Genomic DNA, 13,255 nt, shown 5'->3' with positions numbered 1-13,255 from the left:
CTCCCTCGTCCGTCGCCGCCTCAGCCACGCAGCACCGAATGCAGTTCCTGCAGCGAACGCACCCCGATGCCGCCGTTGATGCTCGCCTCGATGCCCTGCACCGCGGCCGCCGCACCCTGCACCGTGGTGATGCACGGAATGTTCACGCCCACCGCCGCGGTGCGGATCTCGTAGCCGTCCACACGCGGCCCGGAGTTGCCGTAGGGGGTGTTGAACACCATGTCGACCTCACCGTCGCGGATCTGCTCGACGATGGTCGGCTGGTCGGCCGGACCGTGCTCGGAGTGCTTGCGCACCTGCTCGCAGGGAATTCCGTTGCGGCGCAGCATTTCCGCGGTGCCCTCGGTGGCCAGGATCCGGAAGCCGAGGTCGTTGAGGCGCTTGACCGGGAACACCATCGCACGCTTGTCCCGGTTGGCGATCGAGACGAAGACGGTGCCCTCGGTCGGCAGCGAACCGTAGGCCGCGGCCTGGCTCTTGGCGAAGGCGGTGCCGAAATCGGCGTCGATGCCCATGACCTCACCGGTGGACTTCATTTCGGGCGAGAGCAGCGAATCCACGCCGCTGCCGTCGGCCTTACGGAACCGGTGGAACGGCAGGACCGCTTCCTTCACCGCGACCGGAGCGTCGAGCGGCACGTGGCCGCCGTCGCCCTCGGCGGGCAGCATGCCCTCCTTGCGGAGTTCGGCGATGGTGGCGCCCATGGTGATCCGCGCGGCCGCCTTGGCCAGCGGCACCGCCGTGGCCTTGGATACGAACGGGACCGTCCGGCTCGCCCGCGGATTCGCCTCGAGCACGTAGAGCACGTCGTCCTTGAGCGCGTACTGCACATTGAGCAGGCCCTTGACCCCGATGCCCTTGGCGAGTGCGATGGTGGAGCGGCGCACCGCCTCGATATCGCTGCGGCCCAGGGTGATCGGCGGCAGCGCGCAGGCGGAGTCGCCGGAGTGGATGCCCGCCTCTTCGATGTGCTCCATCACACCGCCGAGGTAGACCTCGTCACCGTCGCAGAGCGCGTCGACATCGATCTCGATGGCATCTTCGAGGAAGCGGTCGACCAGCACCGGATGTTCCGGGCTGAGTTCGGTGGCCCTGGAGATGTAGCCCTCCAGCGAGGCCTCGTCGTAGACGATCTCCATGCCACGCCCGCCGAGCACGTAGGACGGGCGCACCAGCACCGGGTAGCCGATGCCCGCGGCGATCTTCTTGGCCTGCGCGAAGGTGGTCGCGGTGCCGTATTTCGGCGCGGGCAGACCCGCGGCGACCAGCACATCACCGAATTCGCCTCGGTCCTCGGCCAGATCGATGGCGGCGGCACTGGTGCCGACCACCGGTACACCGGCGTCGGTGAGGCGCTGCGCCAGCCCGAGCGGGGTCTGCCCGCCGAGCTGCACGATCACGCCGGCGACGGTGCCCGACTCGGTTTCGGCGTGGTAGACCTCGAGCACATCCTCGAAGGTCAGCGGCTCGAAGTAGAGCCGGTCCGCGGTGTCGTAGTCGGTGGAGACGGTCTCCGGATTGCAGTTGACCATCACCGTCTCGTACCCGGCCTGCGACAGCGTCTGCGCCGCGTGGACACAGGAGTAGTCGAACTCGATGCCCTGACCGATCCGGTTCGGGCCCGAACCGAGGATGATCACCTTCTCGCGCTCGCGCTGCGGCGCGACCTCGGACTCGGCGGCGGGGTCGAGTTCGTAGGTCGAGTAGTGGTAGGGCGTCTTGGCCTCGAATTCGGCGGCGCAGGTGTCGACGGTCTTGAAGACCGGACGGATATCGAGCCGGTGCCGTAGTGCGCGCACTCCGGTCTCGCCCGCCAATTCCGGTCGCAGCGCGGCGATCTGGCGATCGGAGAGGCCGTAGTGCTTGGCGCGGCGCAGCAGCGCTTCGTCCAGCACGGGTGCGTCGATGACCTCCCGGCGCAGTTCGACGAGCCCGGCCACTTCGGCGACGAACCAGGGGTCGATGCCGGAGGCCTTGGCGACGTCCTCGATGCCGGCACCCAGCCGCAGCGCCCGCTCGACCTGGTAGATGCGGCCCTCGGTCGGGGTGCGCAGATCTTCCAGGACGGCCTCGGTATCGGTCCACTTGCCGTCGTCCTGGGTCCAGAAGCCCGCGGCCTTGGTCTCCAGCGAGCGCAGCACCTTACCGAGCGCCTCGGCGAAGTTGCGGCCCAGCGACATGGCCTCGCCGACCGACTTCATGGTGGTGGTCAGCGTGGCGTCGGCACCCGGAAACTTCTCGAACGCGAACCGCGGCGCCTTGACGACCACATAGTCCAGGGTCGGCTCGAAACAGGCCGGGGTTTCCTTGGTGATGTCGTTGACGATCTCGTCCAGGGTGTAGCCGATGGCCAGCTTGGCCGCGATCTTGGCGATCGGGAAACCCGTTGCCTTGGAAGCCAATGCGGACGAGCGCGAGACGCGCGGGTTCATCTCGATGACGATCAGGCGCCCGTCGGCCGGGTTCACCGCGAACTGGATATTGCAGCCGCCGGTGTCGACGCCGACCTCGCGCAGAATGTCGATACCGAGGTCGCGCAGCCGCTGGTATTCGCGGTCGGTGAGGGTCATGGCCGGGGCGACGGTGACCGAGTCACCGGTGTGCACGCCCATCGGGTCCACATTCTCGATCGAGCAGACCACCACGACATTGTCGCGGCCGTCGCGCATCAGCTCGAGTTCGTATTCCTTCCAGCCCAGGATGGATTCCTCGATGAGCACATTCGCGGTGGGCGAGGCGGCCAGACCGCCGCCCGCGATGCGATCGAGGTCCTCATGGTTGTAGGCCATGCCCGAGCCGAGGCCGCCCATCGTGAACGACGGCCGCACGACCACCGGAAAGCCCAGTTCCGCAACGGTGTCGCGGACCTCTTCCATGGTGTGGCAGACCCGGGAGCGCGCGCTCTCGCCGCCGACCTTGGCGACGATGTCCTTGAACTTCTGCCGGTCCTCACCGCGCTGGATGGCCTCGAAGTCGGCGCCGATCAGCTCGACGTTGTACTTCTGCAGCACACCGCGTTCGTGCAGGGCGACGGCCGTGTTCAGCGCCGTCTGCCCGCCCAGGGTGGCGAGAATGGCGTCGGGGCGCTCCTTTTCGATGACCTTCTCGACGAACTCCGGGGTAATCGGCTCCACATAGGTGGAATCGGCGAATTCCGGGTCGGTCATGATGGTCGCCGGGTTCGAGTTCACCAGCGATACCCGCAGGCCCTCGGCACGCAGCACCCGGCACGCCTGGGTGCCGGAGTAGTCGAATTCGCAGGCCTGGCCGATGACGATCGGGCCAGAGCCGATCACCAGGATGTGCTTCAGATCCTCGCGGCGAGGCATCAGGCTCCTTCCATGAGACCGGCGAAACGGTCGAAGAGATAGGCGGCGTCATGGGGTCCGGCGGCGGCCTCCGGGTGGTACTGCACCGAGAACGCGCGGCCGTTCACCAGGCGGACGCCCTCGACAGTGCCGTCATTGGCGCAGATGTGGCTGACCTCGGCCTTGCCGAACGGGGTGTCGAACTGCTCGCCCTGCTCACCTTCCAGCGCGAAGCCGTGGTTCTGCGCGGTGATCGAGATCCGCCCGGTCTCGTGCTCGACGACCGGGATATTGATGCCGCGGTGACCGAACTTCATCTTGTAGGTCTTGCGGCCGAGGGCGCGGCCGAGGATCTGGTTGCCGAAGCAGATGCCGAACAGCGGTAGGCCCTGCTCCAGCACCCCCTGGGTAATCGCGACCGCACCATCCTGGGTGGCCGGGTCGCCGGGACCGTTGGACAGGAAGACACCGTCCGGCTTCAGTTCCCGGATCTGATCCAGGGTGACGGTCGAGGGCACCACGTGCACCCGCATACCGCGCTGGGCGAACATGCGCGGTGTGTTTGTCTTGATGCCGAGATCGACCGCGACCACGGTGAAGCGCCGGTCGCCGGTCGGTTCGATCGTGTACAGGGCGTCGGTACTGACCTCTTCGGCCAGGTCGGCGCCGAGCATCGAGGGCTGGCCATTGACGCGGGCCAGCAATTCATCGGCGTCGGCCAGCGCCGCGCCGGAGAAGATGCCCGCCTTCATCGAACCGCGGGTGCGCAGGTGGCGCACGATCGCGCGGGTGTCGATGCCCGCGATGCCGACGACGTGCTGGCGGTCCAGCTGGTCCTGCAGGGTGCCGGTGGAGCGCCAGTTCGACGCGACCCGCGAGGCGTCGCGGACCGCGTATCCGGCGACCCAGATCTTGCCGGATTCGTCGTCCTCGTCGTTCCAGCCGGTATTGCCGATCTGCGGGGCCGCGGCCACCACGATCTGGCGGTGGTAGCTGGGGTCGGTGAGGGTCTCCTGGTACCCGGTCATCGCGGTGCAGAACACCGCCTCACCGAGTGTTTCGCCAACCGCGCCGAAGGCCGTGCCGCGGAAAACCCGGCCGTCCTCGAGCACCAAAGCTGCGTCTTGCGGCCCGCCCGCCGCCCGGCCACCGCCCCCCATCGAATCGCTCCGCGATCCTGCATTCATTCGTCGTCTCCCGTCATCGCCCTGGCCCACGCCGGGTACACCGTCTTGTCGTCACCTCGGAAACCGGTATCTATCTCGGTTCCGGTCGGCAGCTTCCAGCGAATTACCAGCACTCCATCTTCCGTCATCACTTTGCCCGCATGTCCGCGTTCGGTCCGCACGGCCGTAATGGATTCCTGCGGAATCCAGAGCACCGTGGCACCGTCGCGCTCGAGCAGAATCCCCCGTTCGAACCGCGTGAGTTCCGCCGTGGCCCGGAAACCCAAGTCGCCCACCGTGATCCGGTCCTGCCAGCTGGGCGCGATGGTGCTGCCGAGATACAGCCCGGTGGTCGGCTCCAGCACCTGGGCGCCGAGATCACCAGGCACATGCGGCAGTTCGCCGATGCGTGCCGCCTGGCGCGCGGCGCGGTTCTGCCAGCCGCGATACATCAGCCAGATGCACAGGGCGAACAGTACGAGCAGCCCGACCACCCACAGCGTTCTTTCCACTACGGACCTCCCACCGCCTTGCCCTCACGGGCGGTTACCCGGCCTCGCAGCAACGTCGTTGTCACCCGAGCCGGGAACGTCATATCTTCGAACGGCGTGTTGTTCGAAATGCTGGCGAGTTCGGCGGCCCGCACGGTCCAGGTCGCATCCGGATCGACCAGCGTGAGGTTGGCCGGTTCACCGACCTCGATCGGACGGCCGTGTTCGTCGAGTCCGACGATCTCGGCCGGACGCTCGCTCATCACCCGGGCGACGCCGCGCCAGTCGAGCAGCCCGGGTTCGACCATGGTCTGCACGATGATCGACAGCGCGGTCTCCAGGCCGAGCATGCCGGGGCGGGCGACGGCGAATTCGCAGCACTTGTCCTGTTCGGCATGCGGGGCGTGGTCGGTGGCGACGCAGTCGACGATGCCCTCGGCCAGTGCCTGCCGTAGCGCGACGGTATCGGAGACCTCGCGCAGCGGCGGGTTCACCTTATTGACCGCGTCGTAGGTCTCCAGGCGCGAATCGTCGAGCAGCAGATGGTGCGGGGTGACCTCGGCGGTAATCGAAATACCCTGCGCCTTGGCCCATTTCACCAGTTCGACGGTGCCGGCGGTGGAGGCGTGACAGATGTGCACGCGGGCACCGGCATCGCGGGCCAGCAAGGCGTCGCGCGCGACGATCGACTCCTCCGCGGCGCGCGGCCAACCGGCCAGGCCGAGGCGGGCCGCGGTCGGACCCTCGTGTGCGACAGCGCCCTTGGTCAGGCGTGGCTCCTCGGCATGCTGGGCGATCAATACGCCGAGGGAGTTCGAGTACTCCAGGGCGCGGCGCATGATGAGCGGGTCATAGACGCAGTGGCCGTCATCGGAGAACATGCGCACCGCGCCGACTCCGGCGGCCATGGTGCCCATTTCGGCGAGTTGCTTACCCTCGAGGCCGACGGTGACCGCACCCACCGGATACACATCGACCAAGCCGATCTCTTGGCCGCGCCGCCACACGTGATCGGTGACGACCACCGAATCGGCGACCGGATTGGTATTGGCCATGGCGAAGACCGCGGTGTACCCGCCGAGTGCCGCTGCGGCGGAACCGGTTTCGATGGTCTCGGTGTCCTCGCGGCCCGGCTCGCGCAAATGGGTGTGCAGATCGACGAACCCGGGCAGCAGGATCTGGCCCCGCGCGTCGATGACCTCGGTGTCCTCGCTGGTGTCGAGATCGGCGCCGATGGCGGCGATCACGCCGTCGCGCACGAGTACGTCGACCGGCTCGCCCTCACCATAGGGCCGAACACCCTCGAGCAGCAGACTCATGCGGCAGCCTCCTGGGTACCGACCAGCAGCCGGAACAGTACGGCCATCCGCATATGCACTCCGTTCGTCACCTGTTGCAGGATCGCCGCCTGCGATGAATCCGCCACGGGCGAGGCGATTTCCATACCGCGCAGCATCGGGCCGGGATGCAGCACCACCGCGCCCGCGTCCAGCATCGCGAGCCTGCGCTCGGACAGCCCGTAGTTGACCGAGTATTCGCGGGTCGACGGGAAGAATCCGCCGTTCATCCGCTCCTGCTGCACCCGCAGCATGAGCACCGCGTCCGCACCGGGCAATTCGGCGTCCAGGCTGTGTGATATCCGCGCCGGCCACGTTTCCGCGCCGACCGGCAGCAGCGTGCGCGGCGCGACCAGTACCACCTCGGCGCCGAGGGTGTTGAGCAGGAAGACATTCGAGCGCGCGACCCGGCTGTGCAGAATATCGCCGACGATGACGACGCGCTTGCCCTCGATATCGCCGAGACGCTGCCGCAGGGTCAGCGCGTCGAGCAATGCCTGGGTCGGGTGCTGATGGGTGCCGTCACCCGCGTTGATGATCGCCGGACCGGAGCGGCCCTCGGCCGACGCCCAGGCATCCATCCACCGCGCGATCTGGTGTGCGGCACCGGATGCCGGATGCCGAACGATCAGCGCATCGGCACCGGCGGCGTGCAGGGTGAGCGCGGTGTCGCGCAGCGATTCGCCCTTGGACACCGATGAGCTGCTGGCGCTGACATTGATTACGTCGGCGCTCATCCACTTGCCCGCGACCTCGAAGGACACCCGGGTGCGCGTCGAGTTCTCATAGAAGACCGTCATCACCGTGCGCCCGCGCAGGGTCGGCAGCTTCTTCACCTCGCGACCGAGCAGCGCCTGCTCGAAGCGTTCGGCCTCGTCGAGCAGTTCCGTGGCGGTGGCGCGGCTCAGGTCGGTCACCGTCAGCAGATGCTTCACGCCGCCACCTCCCGTACCACGCGACCACCGCGAATGCGCTGGTCGAGGCCGGGGTCGGATCCGGCGAGCCGGTTCACTGCGCTTCCTCCTGATGCAAGTAGACGCCGTCGCGGCCGTCGTGTTCGGTGAGCAGTACAGAGATGTCCTCGCTGCGGGAGGTCGGCACGTTCTTGCCGACGAAATCCGCGCGGATGGGGAGTTCGCGATGGCCGCGGTCGATGAGCACCGCGAGTTGGACGGCGCGGGGGCGGCCGAGATCGCGCAGGCCGTCGAGGGCGGAGCGGACGGTGCGGCCGGAGAAAAGCACGTCATCGACCAGCACGACCAGTGCGTCTTCGATACCGCCATCGGGCACCGAGGTCCGCTCCAGCGGGCGGTGCGGGCGGCTGCGCAGATCATCGCGATACAGAGTGATGTCGAGCGAGCCGAGTGCCGGGCGCACACCGGAGAATTCCTCGATCTTGTCGGTGAGCCGCGCGGCGAGCGTGGTGCCGCGGGTGGGAATGCCGATCAGCACCACGCGCGGTGCCTCCGGCTCGCCCGAATCCAGGGCGGTCTTCTCGATGATCTGATGCGCGATGCGCGCGATGGTCCGGCCGACGTCGGAGGGAGACAACAGCTCACGTCCCGCGCTCACCCACTCCAGGGTGTGTCGCTGCGACGTTTCGGCAGCGCCGGACTTGGCGGCCCGTTCCTCGGGCACGGCCATGCCGACCTCCTTCCCCGCCTCACCGGACGGTCCGTTAAAGGATGTCTTACGGCAAGCAGCCTAGCAGCGCCGATTGCACTGCTTTAACCAGGCATATCCCGCTGTGAGCGGGGCCACCCGAGCCCAGTGCGCCGGGTCGCCCGCACGTTTCGGATGCTCAGGGCTTTCGGGGCAGCGCGGCGCAATCGACGCCCTTAAGGCTCACGTACCGCGACAACGACTCCGATCTCCGGATCGTGCAACGCCACGGGCCGGTCGAAGGCTGCGACCATATCGTCCCAGCTGTGGAATTCGGTGCGCCAGCCGTGTTCATCCAGCCAGGTTCTGGCATCGGCCCCGAGGCCGGTGCGCGACCGGCCCGCCCCCTCATCGCCACGGACCAGCCGTTTGAGTTCGGCATAGGGTCGGGCATTTTCGTCGACGGCGAAGCGGCTGACGCCGAAACGGCTTCCCGGAGCGGATAATTCCGTCAGTGTGGTGACCACATGCAGCGCGTATTCGTGGGTCAGATAGCCGAGGACGCCCTCATCCACCCAGTGCGTCGGCAGCTCCGGCCGAAACCCGTACTCGCCGAGCAACTTTGCCCAGTCCTCGCGCAAATCGGTAGCCAGCACGACGCGTTCGCAGCGCGGTACCGCCTGCGCCGCAGCGAGGACCGGCTCCTTGAATGCGAAAAGCTCTGGCAGATCGATCTCGAACACTCGCACGTCGGCGGGCAGCGGCATCCGAAATGCTCTGGTGTCCAGACCCGCGCCGATCAGCACGATTTGGCGTATCCCCTGTTCGATCGCCTCGGCGACCCGGTCATCGACGAGCCGGACACCGACCGTGCGGCCCTCGAAGAACATCTCCGCGACCTCTTCGAGCCGCGCCCAGCGCTCAGGGCCCCCGTCGACGTCGTCGTAGGCGCGGCGCGCGGCATCCACGAACAGCCGCGCGAACGGATCGTCGTACAGCCGGTCCGGCCGCGCGGATTCCTCGGCTCGGATCACCGCGACTCCGATCGCGGTCAACGCCACACCCGCCATCGGTACCGTCGGATGCGTTTCGGTCATTGCTGCCTCCACATTAGTTAACTTGCCGCCCGGCTAGTAATCCGGGTACAGCGAGGACGCTAGGCTTCTACTAGCCGGTCGTCAAGCAAAAACAGGAAGGACGTCATGGACGGACGTCGCAGCGATACGCGTGAGCGAATTCGTTCGGTCGCAATGGAGTTGTTCTCCGAGCGCGGCTACGACAAGACCTCCCTGCGCGAGATCGCCGACCGCCTCGGCCTCACCAAGGCCGCGCTCTACTACCACTTCCGCACCAAGGAGGACATCGTCGTCAGCCTCTCCGACGACCTGCGCCGGGGCATCGATGACATCGTGACCTGGGCCGAGAGCACACCATCCGGCCCGGATCGAGCCGGCGAAATCCTCACCCGCTACGGCGCCCTACTCCATGGCATCGGTCGCCCGATGGTGCGCTTCTGGCACGAAAACCAGCCCGCCTTCCGCCAGCTCGATTTCGGTTCCAGCATGCGCTACCAATTCCGCGTCCTCGCCGACCTCATGGCCGGTCCCGACCATCCGCCCCTCGCCGTCTTCCGGGCCCGCGAAGCCCTCCTCGCCATCAGCTGGAGCACCGCCATGATGGGCGATCTCCCGCTCACCGATGACGAGTGCTACGCCGCCGCCATCGATATCGCCAAGGACATCCTCACCAAGAACTGAATCGATGACCGTTTTCGCTAGCACATATGTTCGAGCTGGCGTAGATTCGGCGGCATGTCGACACCGCTGCAAGGATCGCTGCTCGACGGATTCGGTGAGATCGAGGTCGGAGGCCTGACGGGTATTCGACGGACGGCATTGAGCCATGGGGCATGGGTCGATGTGCTGCCCGGGTGGTTGTCGGGGGCGGATGTGCTGTTCGAGCGGCTGGTAGTCGGGGTGCCATGGCAGGCGGAGCGGCGGCCGATGTACGACCGGGTAGTGGATGTGCCGCGGCTGCTCCACTTCTACGAGGAGGATGCGACGCTGCCGGACCCGTCGCTGGACGAGGCGCGGGCGGCATTGAGTGCGCACTACCGCGACGAACTCGGCGAGCCGTTCCGCACCGCCGGGCTGTGCTATTACCGCGACGGGCGCGACAGCGTGGCTTGGCATGGCGATACCTTCGGACGCGGGGCGTCCGACGACACCATGGTGGCGATCGTTTCGATCGGTGCGCCGCGAGCGCTGCTGCTGCGACCGCGCGGGGGCGGCGCGAGCATTCGATACCAGGTCGGCCACGGCGATCTGCTGGTGATGGGCGGCTCGTGCCAGCGCACCTGGGAGCATGCGGTCCCGAAGACGCGCAAGCCGACCGGCCCTCGGATCAGTATTCAATTCCGGCCGCGCGGCGTCCGCTGAGTGACGCCGCAAACGATCTATTGACCTCAACCATAGTTGAGATCAGAAGCTGATCTGCATGAGTGCGAAGACAATTCAGCCGGTGGTCGAGGACTCCACGGTCGACCACGCCGACGATATCGCCGCGATCGAGCGGATCATCGCCAATGTCCAGACCGCGTACAACACCAATGACGCCGAATTGATGACCGCCGACTTCACCGCCGATGCGGCGGTGGTCAATGCGGTCGGCGCGCTCATGGTCGGCAAAGACGCGCTGCTCGAGGCGAATCGGCAGGGACTGGCGGGATTCTTGAAGGACCAATACGTCCGCTACGACGTCGCCGACATTGTCTTCCTGCGGCCCGATATCGCGATCGCGCACAAGGTCGCGCGTGCGACGACTGCCGAGGGTGCGCTGATCGATATCGATCACGCCATGATCGCGTTGTACGTCCTGGTAAAGGAGAACGGTCGGTGGTGGACCGCGGCCAGGCAGAACACGCTGGTTCCGCAGGCGGAATAACCGCACCGAAGGGGCAGCGCCGCAGCAAATGCGGCACTGCCCCTTCGCATGATCAGTTCGGCGCGAGCGGTTCTGCGGTAGCGCGTTGTTCCGGAGTCGGAAAACGACGTCGACGAACGGTCGCGGAGTGCGACCAGATCGCCCGCTGGACCTCTTCCTCTTCCATCGGCACGCACCCGCCGGGTCGGGCCAGCACCTCGGCGCGGGCCTGACGTGCGATATTCACATTCCGGCGGTAGTGCCGGAAGATCTGCACCTCACCGTTGCGGTCTTCATCCAGGTACTCATAATCCATGCCGTAGTAGGCATAGGTGCCGAGCGTCGCGAGCGTGGTCCCCCACGAACGCAGCTGATCGGCCGCTCCGAAGATCGTCACCAGGCCGCCGATGCGATCGACACGTTCCCATCCGGTGGGGATATCGACGAAATTCCAGTCCCGCTCCCCTGACTCCTTCGCCCGCCACTCCCGCAGTTCCGCGACCGCGGTGTCCAGGCCGAAGGTCTGCCAGCGGACGGTCCCCTGCGAACCATCGCGGAACGGCAGCCGTCTGCGCAGGCCCATGGCGGCGGCGCGGGTGAATACGGTCAGATCCGAGGGCACCAGCACAATCGGATCCGAGGGCGCGGCGTCGAACGGATTCGGATCCAGATGCGCCGGATCGATCACCACGAGCGTGCCCGGCCGCCGCTGATAGGCCAGTCCCCACAGCAGTCGGGCGAGCACCCGCGCGCCGCGCCAATCGGAGAGCACATGCCAGGTGTCGTGAAAACGATTGGTGGCGAAGCGGAAATCGCTGCCCGGGCGCAGGCTCAGCACCGTGTACATCCGCCCATCGAGCACCATGGTGCGCCGATGCAGTTTCAACATACTGTCGGTGGCCGAACCGGGGCGCGGCCGTTTGTATTGCGCGGCCACATTCACCTCCAGTCCGCCTCGCGTGCGTTCCAGCAGACCACGGCCGTCCGCGCGACGGCAACGGATTATTTCGCGGCAATCGAGATGAACAGTGTTCCAGAGCACAGCGCCGACCGGCCCGCCCCGATAGATTGGCGTTATGAGCAATCCTGGGGCGGGGGTTCTGGCCGTGATGCCGCTACATACGATCAGCGAGGTCTACGGCGAATCCGGACTGCGTGAACGACTCCTTTTCGAAATCGCCGAACTATCCGACGCCGAGCGTCTCACCGCGGCGCTGGATCTGGCCACCGAACTGCATCGCGACGATCGCTACGGCCGCGAACCATATTTGAGCCATGTATTGCGCGTCGCGATTCGGATCGTCAGCCATTACGAGGTGCGTGACCCGGATGTCATCGCGGCCGGACTGCTGCACGATTCGGTCGAGGATCATCCCGTGGAACTGGCCGGAGCCCGTCCCGGGTCGCCGACCGATGCCGCACTCGCCGAACTTTCCGCGCGATTCGGTGCCCGGGTCGCCGAACTCGTCGCCGCCGTCACCAATCCCGAACCGGATCCGGCTGTCGATCGGCATGAGCAATACCGGGAACACGTCGCGGCCAATCTCGATCGCGCACCGTGGGCGCGCGTCGTCAAGCTCTCCGATTTCACCGATAACGGTGTCGGCATTCTCTACGCCGACAGTCCGGCACTGCGCAAACTCGCCACCAAATACCGTCCGCTCACCGATATCTATCGCGAACTCGTCAACCGCAAGGACACGCCGCTCGCCGAGCATGTCAAACGCCGTATCCTGCACCAACTCGATAGCGCCGACGAACGTTTCGACGCGATCCTGGCGCGGGATCAGGGCTGACCATTTCGACCGACCTGCAAGCAGTCGCTACGCTCGCAGCACCGATTCGACCAGCTGACGCACCGCCGTGAGCAGGCGAGCGGTCTCCCCGGCACGCGCCAGCCGTGGCACCTGTTCACCGCCCAACGCGCCGAGCAGCAGCCTGCCGACCACCTCGGCATCCAGATCCGGGCGGGCCTCCCGCAGCAGCGCGACGATATGCGCGTCCCAGAATTCGTGGATCTCGGCGGCCCGTGGATGCGGCGGGCCCTGTAGGTAGGCAACCGTCAACTCGATGTTGTCGGTCATCAATCGCACGAAAGCCGCGAAGAAGGCCACCAGCCGCTCCCCGGCTGGCGCCCCCGGCCCCAGCGGTGGCGGCCCGGTCCGGACGGCGTCCATCAGCGCGAATGTGCCCTCGGCGATCAGCTCGTGCAGCAATCCGGCGCGATTGCCGAAACGATGGAAGATCGTGCCCTTGCCGACCCCGGCCGCGGCCGCGACCCGATCCATGGTGAGCGCGTCGGCACCGTGTTCGGCGAGCAGCGCGGCGGTCGCGGCCAATATCGCCTGCCGGTTGCGTGCGGCATCCGCGCGTTCCCTCGGACGTTCGTCGGTCATTCCACTACCTTCATTGACAAGTTGACCGCCGGT

13 protein-coding genes are annotated in these 13,255 nt (G+C 66.8%); 4 read left to right on the top strand and 9 right to left on the bottom strand.

Annotated features, from left to right (window positions below):
- Positions 1-20 precede the first annotated feature (20 nt).
- From carB to ACQP2D_RS15215, 7 genes are all read right to left on the bottom strand, one after another.
- Positions 21-3,329: a carbamoyl-phosphate synthase large subunit gene (carB, locus tag ACQP2D_RS15245; protein WP_433684346.1), complete on the bottom strand. Its 3,309-nt coding sequence runs from the start codon at positions 3,327-3,329 to the stop codon at positions 21-23.
- Positions 3,329-4,468 carry a glutamine-hydrolyzing carbamoyl-phosphate synthase small subunit gene (gene carA / locus ACQP2D_RS15240; protein WP_433684345.1) on the bottom strand — a complete coding sequence of 380 codons (1,140 nt, stop codon included), beginning with the start codon at positions 4,466-4,468 and terminating at the stop codon, positions 3,329-3,331. Before carA ends, carB begins: the two co-directional genes overlap by 1 nt.
- Before the next feature lie 23 nt (positions 4,469-4,491).
- The gene (locus tag ACQP2D_RS15235) at positions 4,492-4,986 is read right to left on the bottom strand and encodes a transporter (RefSeq protein WP_433684344.1); all 495 of its coding nucleotides are present in this window, start codon (positions 4,984-4,986) and stop codon (positions 4,492-4,494) included.
- A complete protein-coding gene (locus tag ACQP2D_RS15230) occupies positions 4,986-6,284 on the bottom strand; it encodes a dihydroorotase (RefSeq protein ID WP_433684343.1) in 1,299 nt (432 codons plus the stop codon). Before ACQP2D_RS15230 ends, ACQP2D_RS15235 begins: the two co-directional genes overlap by 1 nt.
- On the bottom strand, positions 6,281-7,237 hold the full coding sequence (locus ACQP2D_RS15225) for an aspartate carbamoyltransferase catalytic subunit (protein ID WP_433684342.1): 957 nt from the start codon (positions 7,235-7,237) through the stop codon (positions 6,281-6,283). The genes ACQP2D_RS15230 and ACQP2D_RS15225 overlap by 4 nt, the downstream gene beginning before the upstream one ends.
- A gap of 73 nt (positions 7,238-7,310) precedes the next feature.
- Positions 7,311-7,946 carry a bifunctional pyr operon transcriptional regulator/uracil phosphoribosyltransferase PyrR gene (gene pyrR / locus ACQP2D_RS15220; protein ID WP_433684341.1) on the bottom strand — a complete coding sequence of 212 codons (636 nt, stop codon included), beginning with the start codon at positions 7,944-7,946 and terminating at the stop codon, positions 7,311-7,313.
- Between the two features lie 194 nt (positions 7,947-8,140).
- Positions 8,141-9,001 carry an SAM-dependent methyltransferase gene (locus ACQP2D_RS15215; RefSeq protein WP_433684340.1) on the bottom strand — a complete coding sequence of 287 codons (861 nt, stop codon included), beginning with the start codon at positions 8,999-9,001 and terminating at the stop codon, positions 8,141-8,143.
- Positions 9,002-9,106: 105 nt separating this feature from the next.
- Here ACQP2D_RS15215 and ACQP2D_RS15210 point away from each other — a divergent pair, with 105 nt between their 5' ends.
- The 3 genes from ACQP2D_RS15210 to ACQP2D_RS15200 are packed head-to-tail and all read left to right on the top strand — an operon-like array spanning position 9,107 to position 10,847.
- Positions 9,107-9,661, top strand: coding sequence for a TetR/AcrR family transcriptional regulator (locus ACQP2D_RS15210; protein WP_433684339.1), 555 nt, complete (start codon positions 9,107-9,109; stop codon positions 9,659-9,661).
- A 54-nt stretch (positions 9,662-9,715) separates the two neighbouring features.
- Positions 9,716-10,342: an alpha-ketoglutarate-dependent dioxygenase AlkB gene (locus ACQP2D_RS15205; protein ID WP_433684338.1), complete on the top strand. Its 627-nt coding sequence runs from the start codon at positions 9,716-9,718 to the stop codon at positions 10,340-10,342.
- A 58-nt stretch (positions 10,343-10,400) separates the two neighbouring features.
- Positions 10,401-10,847: an SgcJ/EcaC family oxidoreductase gene (locus tag ACQP2D_RS15200; RefSeq protein ID WP_433684337.1), complete on the top strand. Its 447-nt coding sequence runs from the start codon at positions 10,401-10,403 to the stop codon at positions 10,845-10,847.
- Between the two features lie 52 nt (positions 10,848-10,899).
- On the opposite strand, the gene ACQP2D_RS15195 is transcribed toward ACQP2D_RS15200, so the two are convergent.
- The gene (locus ACQP2D_RS15195) at positions 10,900-11,763 is read right to left on the bottom strand and encodes a hypothetical protein (RefSeq protein WP_433684336.1); all 864 of its coding nucleotides are present in this window, start codon (positions 11,761-11,763) and stop codon (positions 10,900-10,902) included.
- A 139-nt stretch (positions 11,764-11,902) separates the two neighbouring features.
- Between ACQP2D_RS15195 and ACQP2D_RS15190 the strand changes: the two genes are divergently transcribed.
- Positions 11,903-12,622, top strand: a complete 720-nt coding sequence (locus tag ACQP2D_RS15190) for an HD domain-containing protein (RefSeq protein WP_433684335.1) — start codon at positions 11,903-11,905, stop codon at positions 12,620-12,622.
- Positions 12,623-12,649: 27 nt separating this feature from the next.
- Here the strand turns inward: ACQP2D_RS15190 and ACQP2D_RS15185 are convergent, their stop codons facing one another.
- On the bottom strand, positions 12,650-13,222 hold the full coding sequence (locus tag ACQP2D_RS15185) for a helix-turn-helix domain-containing protein (RefSeq protein ID WP_433684334.1): 573 nt from the start codon (positions 13,220-13,222) through the stop codon (positions 12,650-12,652).
- Between the last annotated feature and the right edge of the window lie 33 nt (positions 13,223-13,255).

Source organism: Nocardia sp. CA-119907 (assembly GCF_050955995.1).
In the GTDB taxonomy this organism is placed as follows: Bacteria; Actinomycetota; Actinomycetes; order Mycobacteriales; family Mycobacteriaceae; genus Nocardia.
The sequence above is the reverse complement of the archived record's forward strand: the minus strand, read 5'-3'. Positions and strand labels throughout refer to the sequence as shown.

What these genes read in the sequence shown, in the direction of transcription:
- ACQP2D_RS15190 (WP_433684335.1), top strand. Translation starts at nt 11,903, where the DNA reads ATGAGCAATCCTGGGGCGGGGGTTCTGGCCGTGATGCCGCTACATACG.
- ACQP2D_RS15230 (WP_433684343.1), bottom strand. Translation starts at nt 6,284, where the DNA reads ATGAGTCTGCTGCTCGAGGGTGTTCGGCCCTATGGTGAGGGCGAGCCG.
- ACQP2D_RS15200 (WP_433684337.1), top strand. Translation starts at nt 10,401, where the DNA reads ATGAGTGCGAAGACAATTCAGCCGGTGGTCGAGGACTCCACGGTCGAC.
- carA (WP_433684345.1), bottom strand. Translation starts at nt 4,468, where the DNA reads ATGGGGGGCGGTGGCCGGGCGGCGGGCGGGCCGCAAGACGCAGCTTTG.
- carB (WP_433684346.1), bottom strand. Translation starts at nt 3,329, where the DNA reads ATGCCTCGCCGCGAGGATCTGAAGCACATCCTGGTGATCGGCTCTGGC.
- ACQP2D_RS15210 (WP_433684339.1), top strand. Translation starts at nt 9,107, where the DNA reads ATGGACGGACGTCGCAGCGATACGCGTGAGCGAATTCGTTCGGTCGCA.
- ACQP2D_RS15205 (WP_433684338.1), top strand. Translation starts at nt 9,716, where the DNA reads ATGTCGACACCGCTGCAAGGATCGCTGCTCGACGGATTCGGTGAGATC.
- pyrR (WP_433684341.1), bottom strand. Translation starts at nt 7,946, where the DNA reads ATGGCCGTGCCCGAGGAACGGGCCGCCAAGTCCGGCGCTGCCGAAACG.
- ACQP2D_RS15185 (WP_433684334.1), bottom strand. Translation starts at nt 13,222, where the DNA reads ATGACCGACGAACGTCCGAGGGAACGCGCGGATGCCGCACGCAACCGG.
- ACQP2D_RS15215 (WP_433684340.1), bottom strand. Translation starts at nt 9,001, where the DNA reads ATGACCGAAACGCATCCGACGGTACCGATGGCGGGTGTGGCGTTGACC.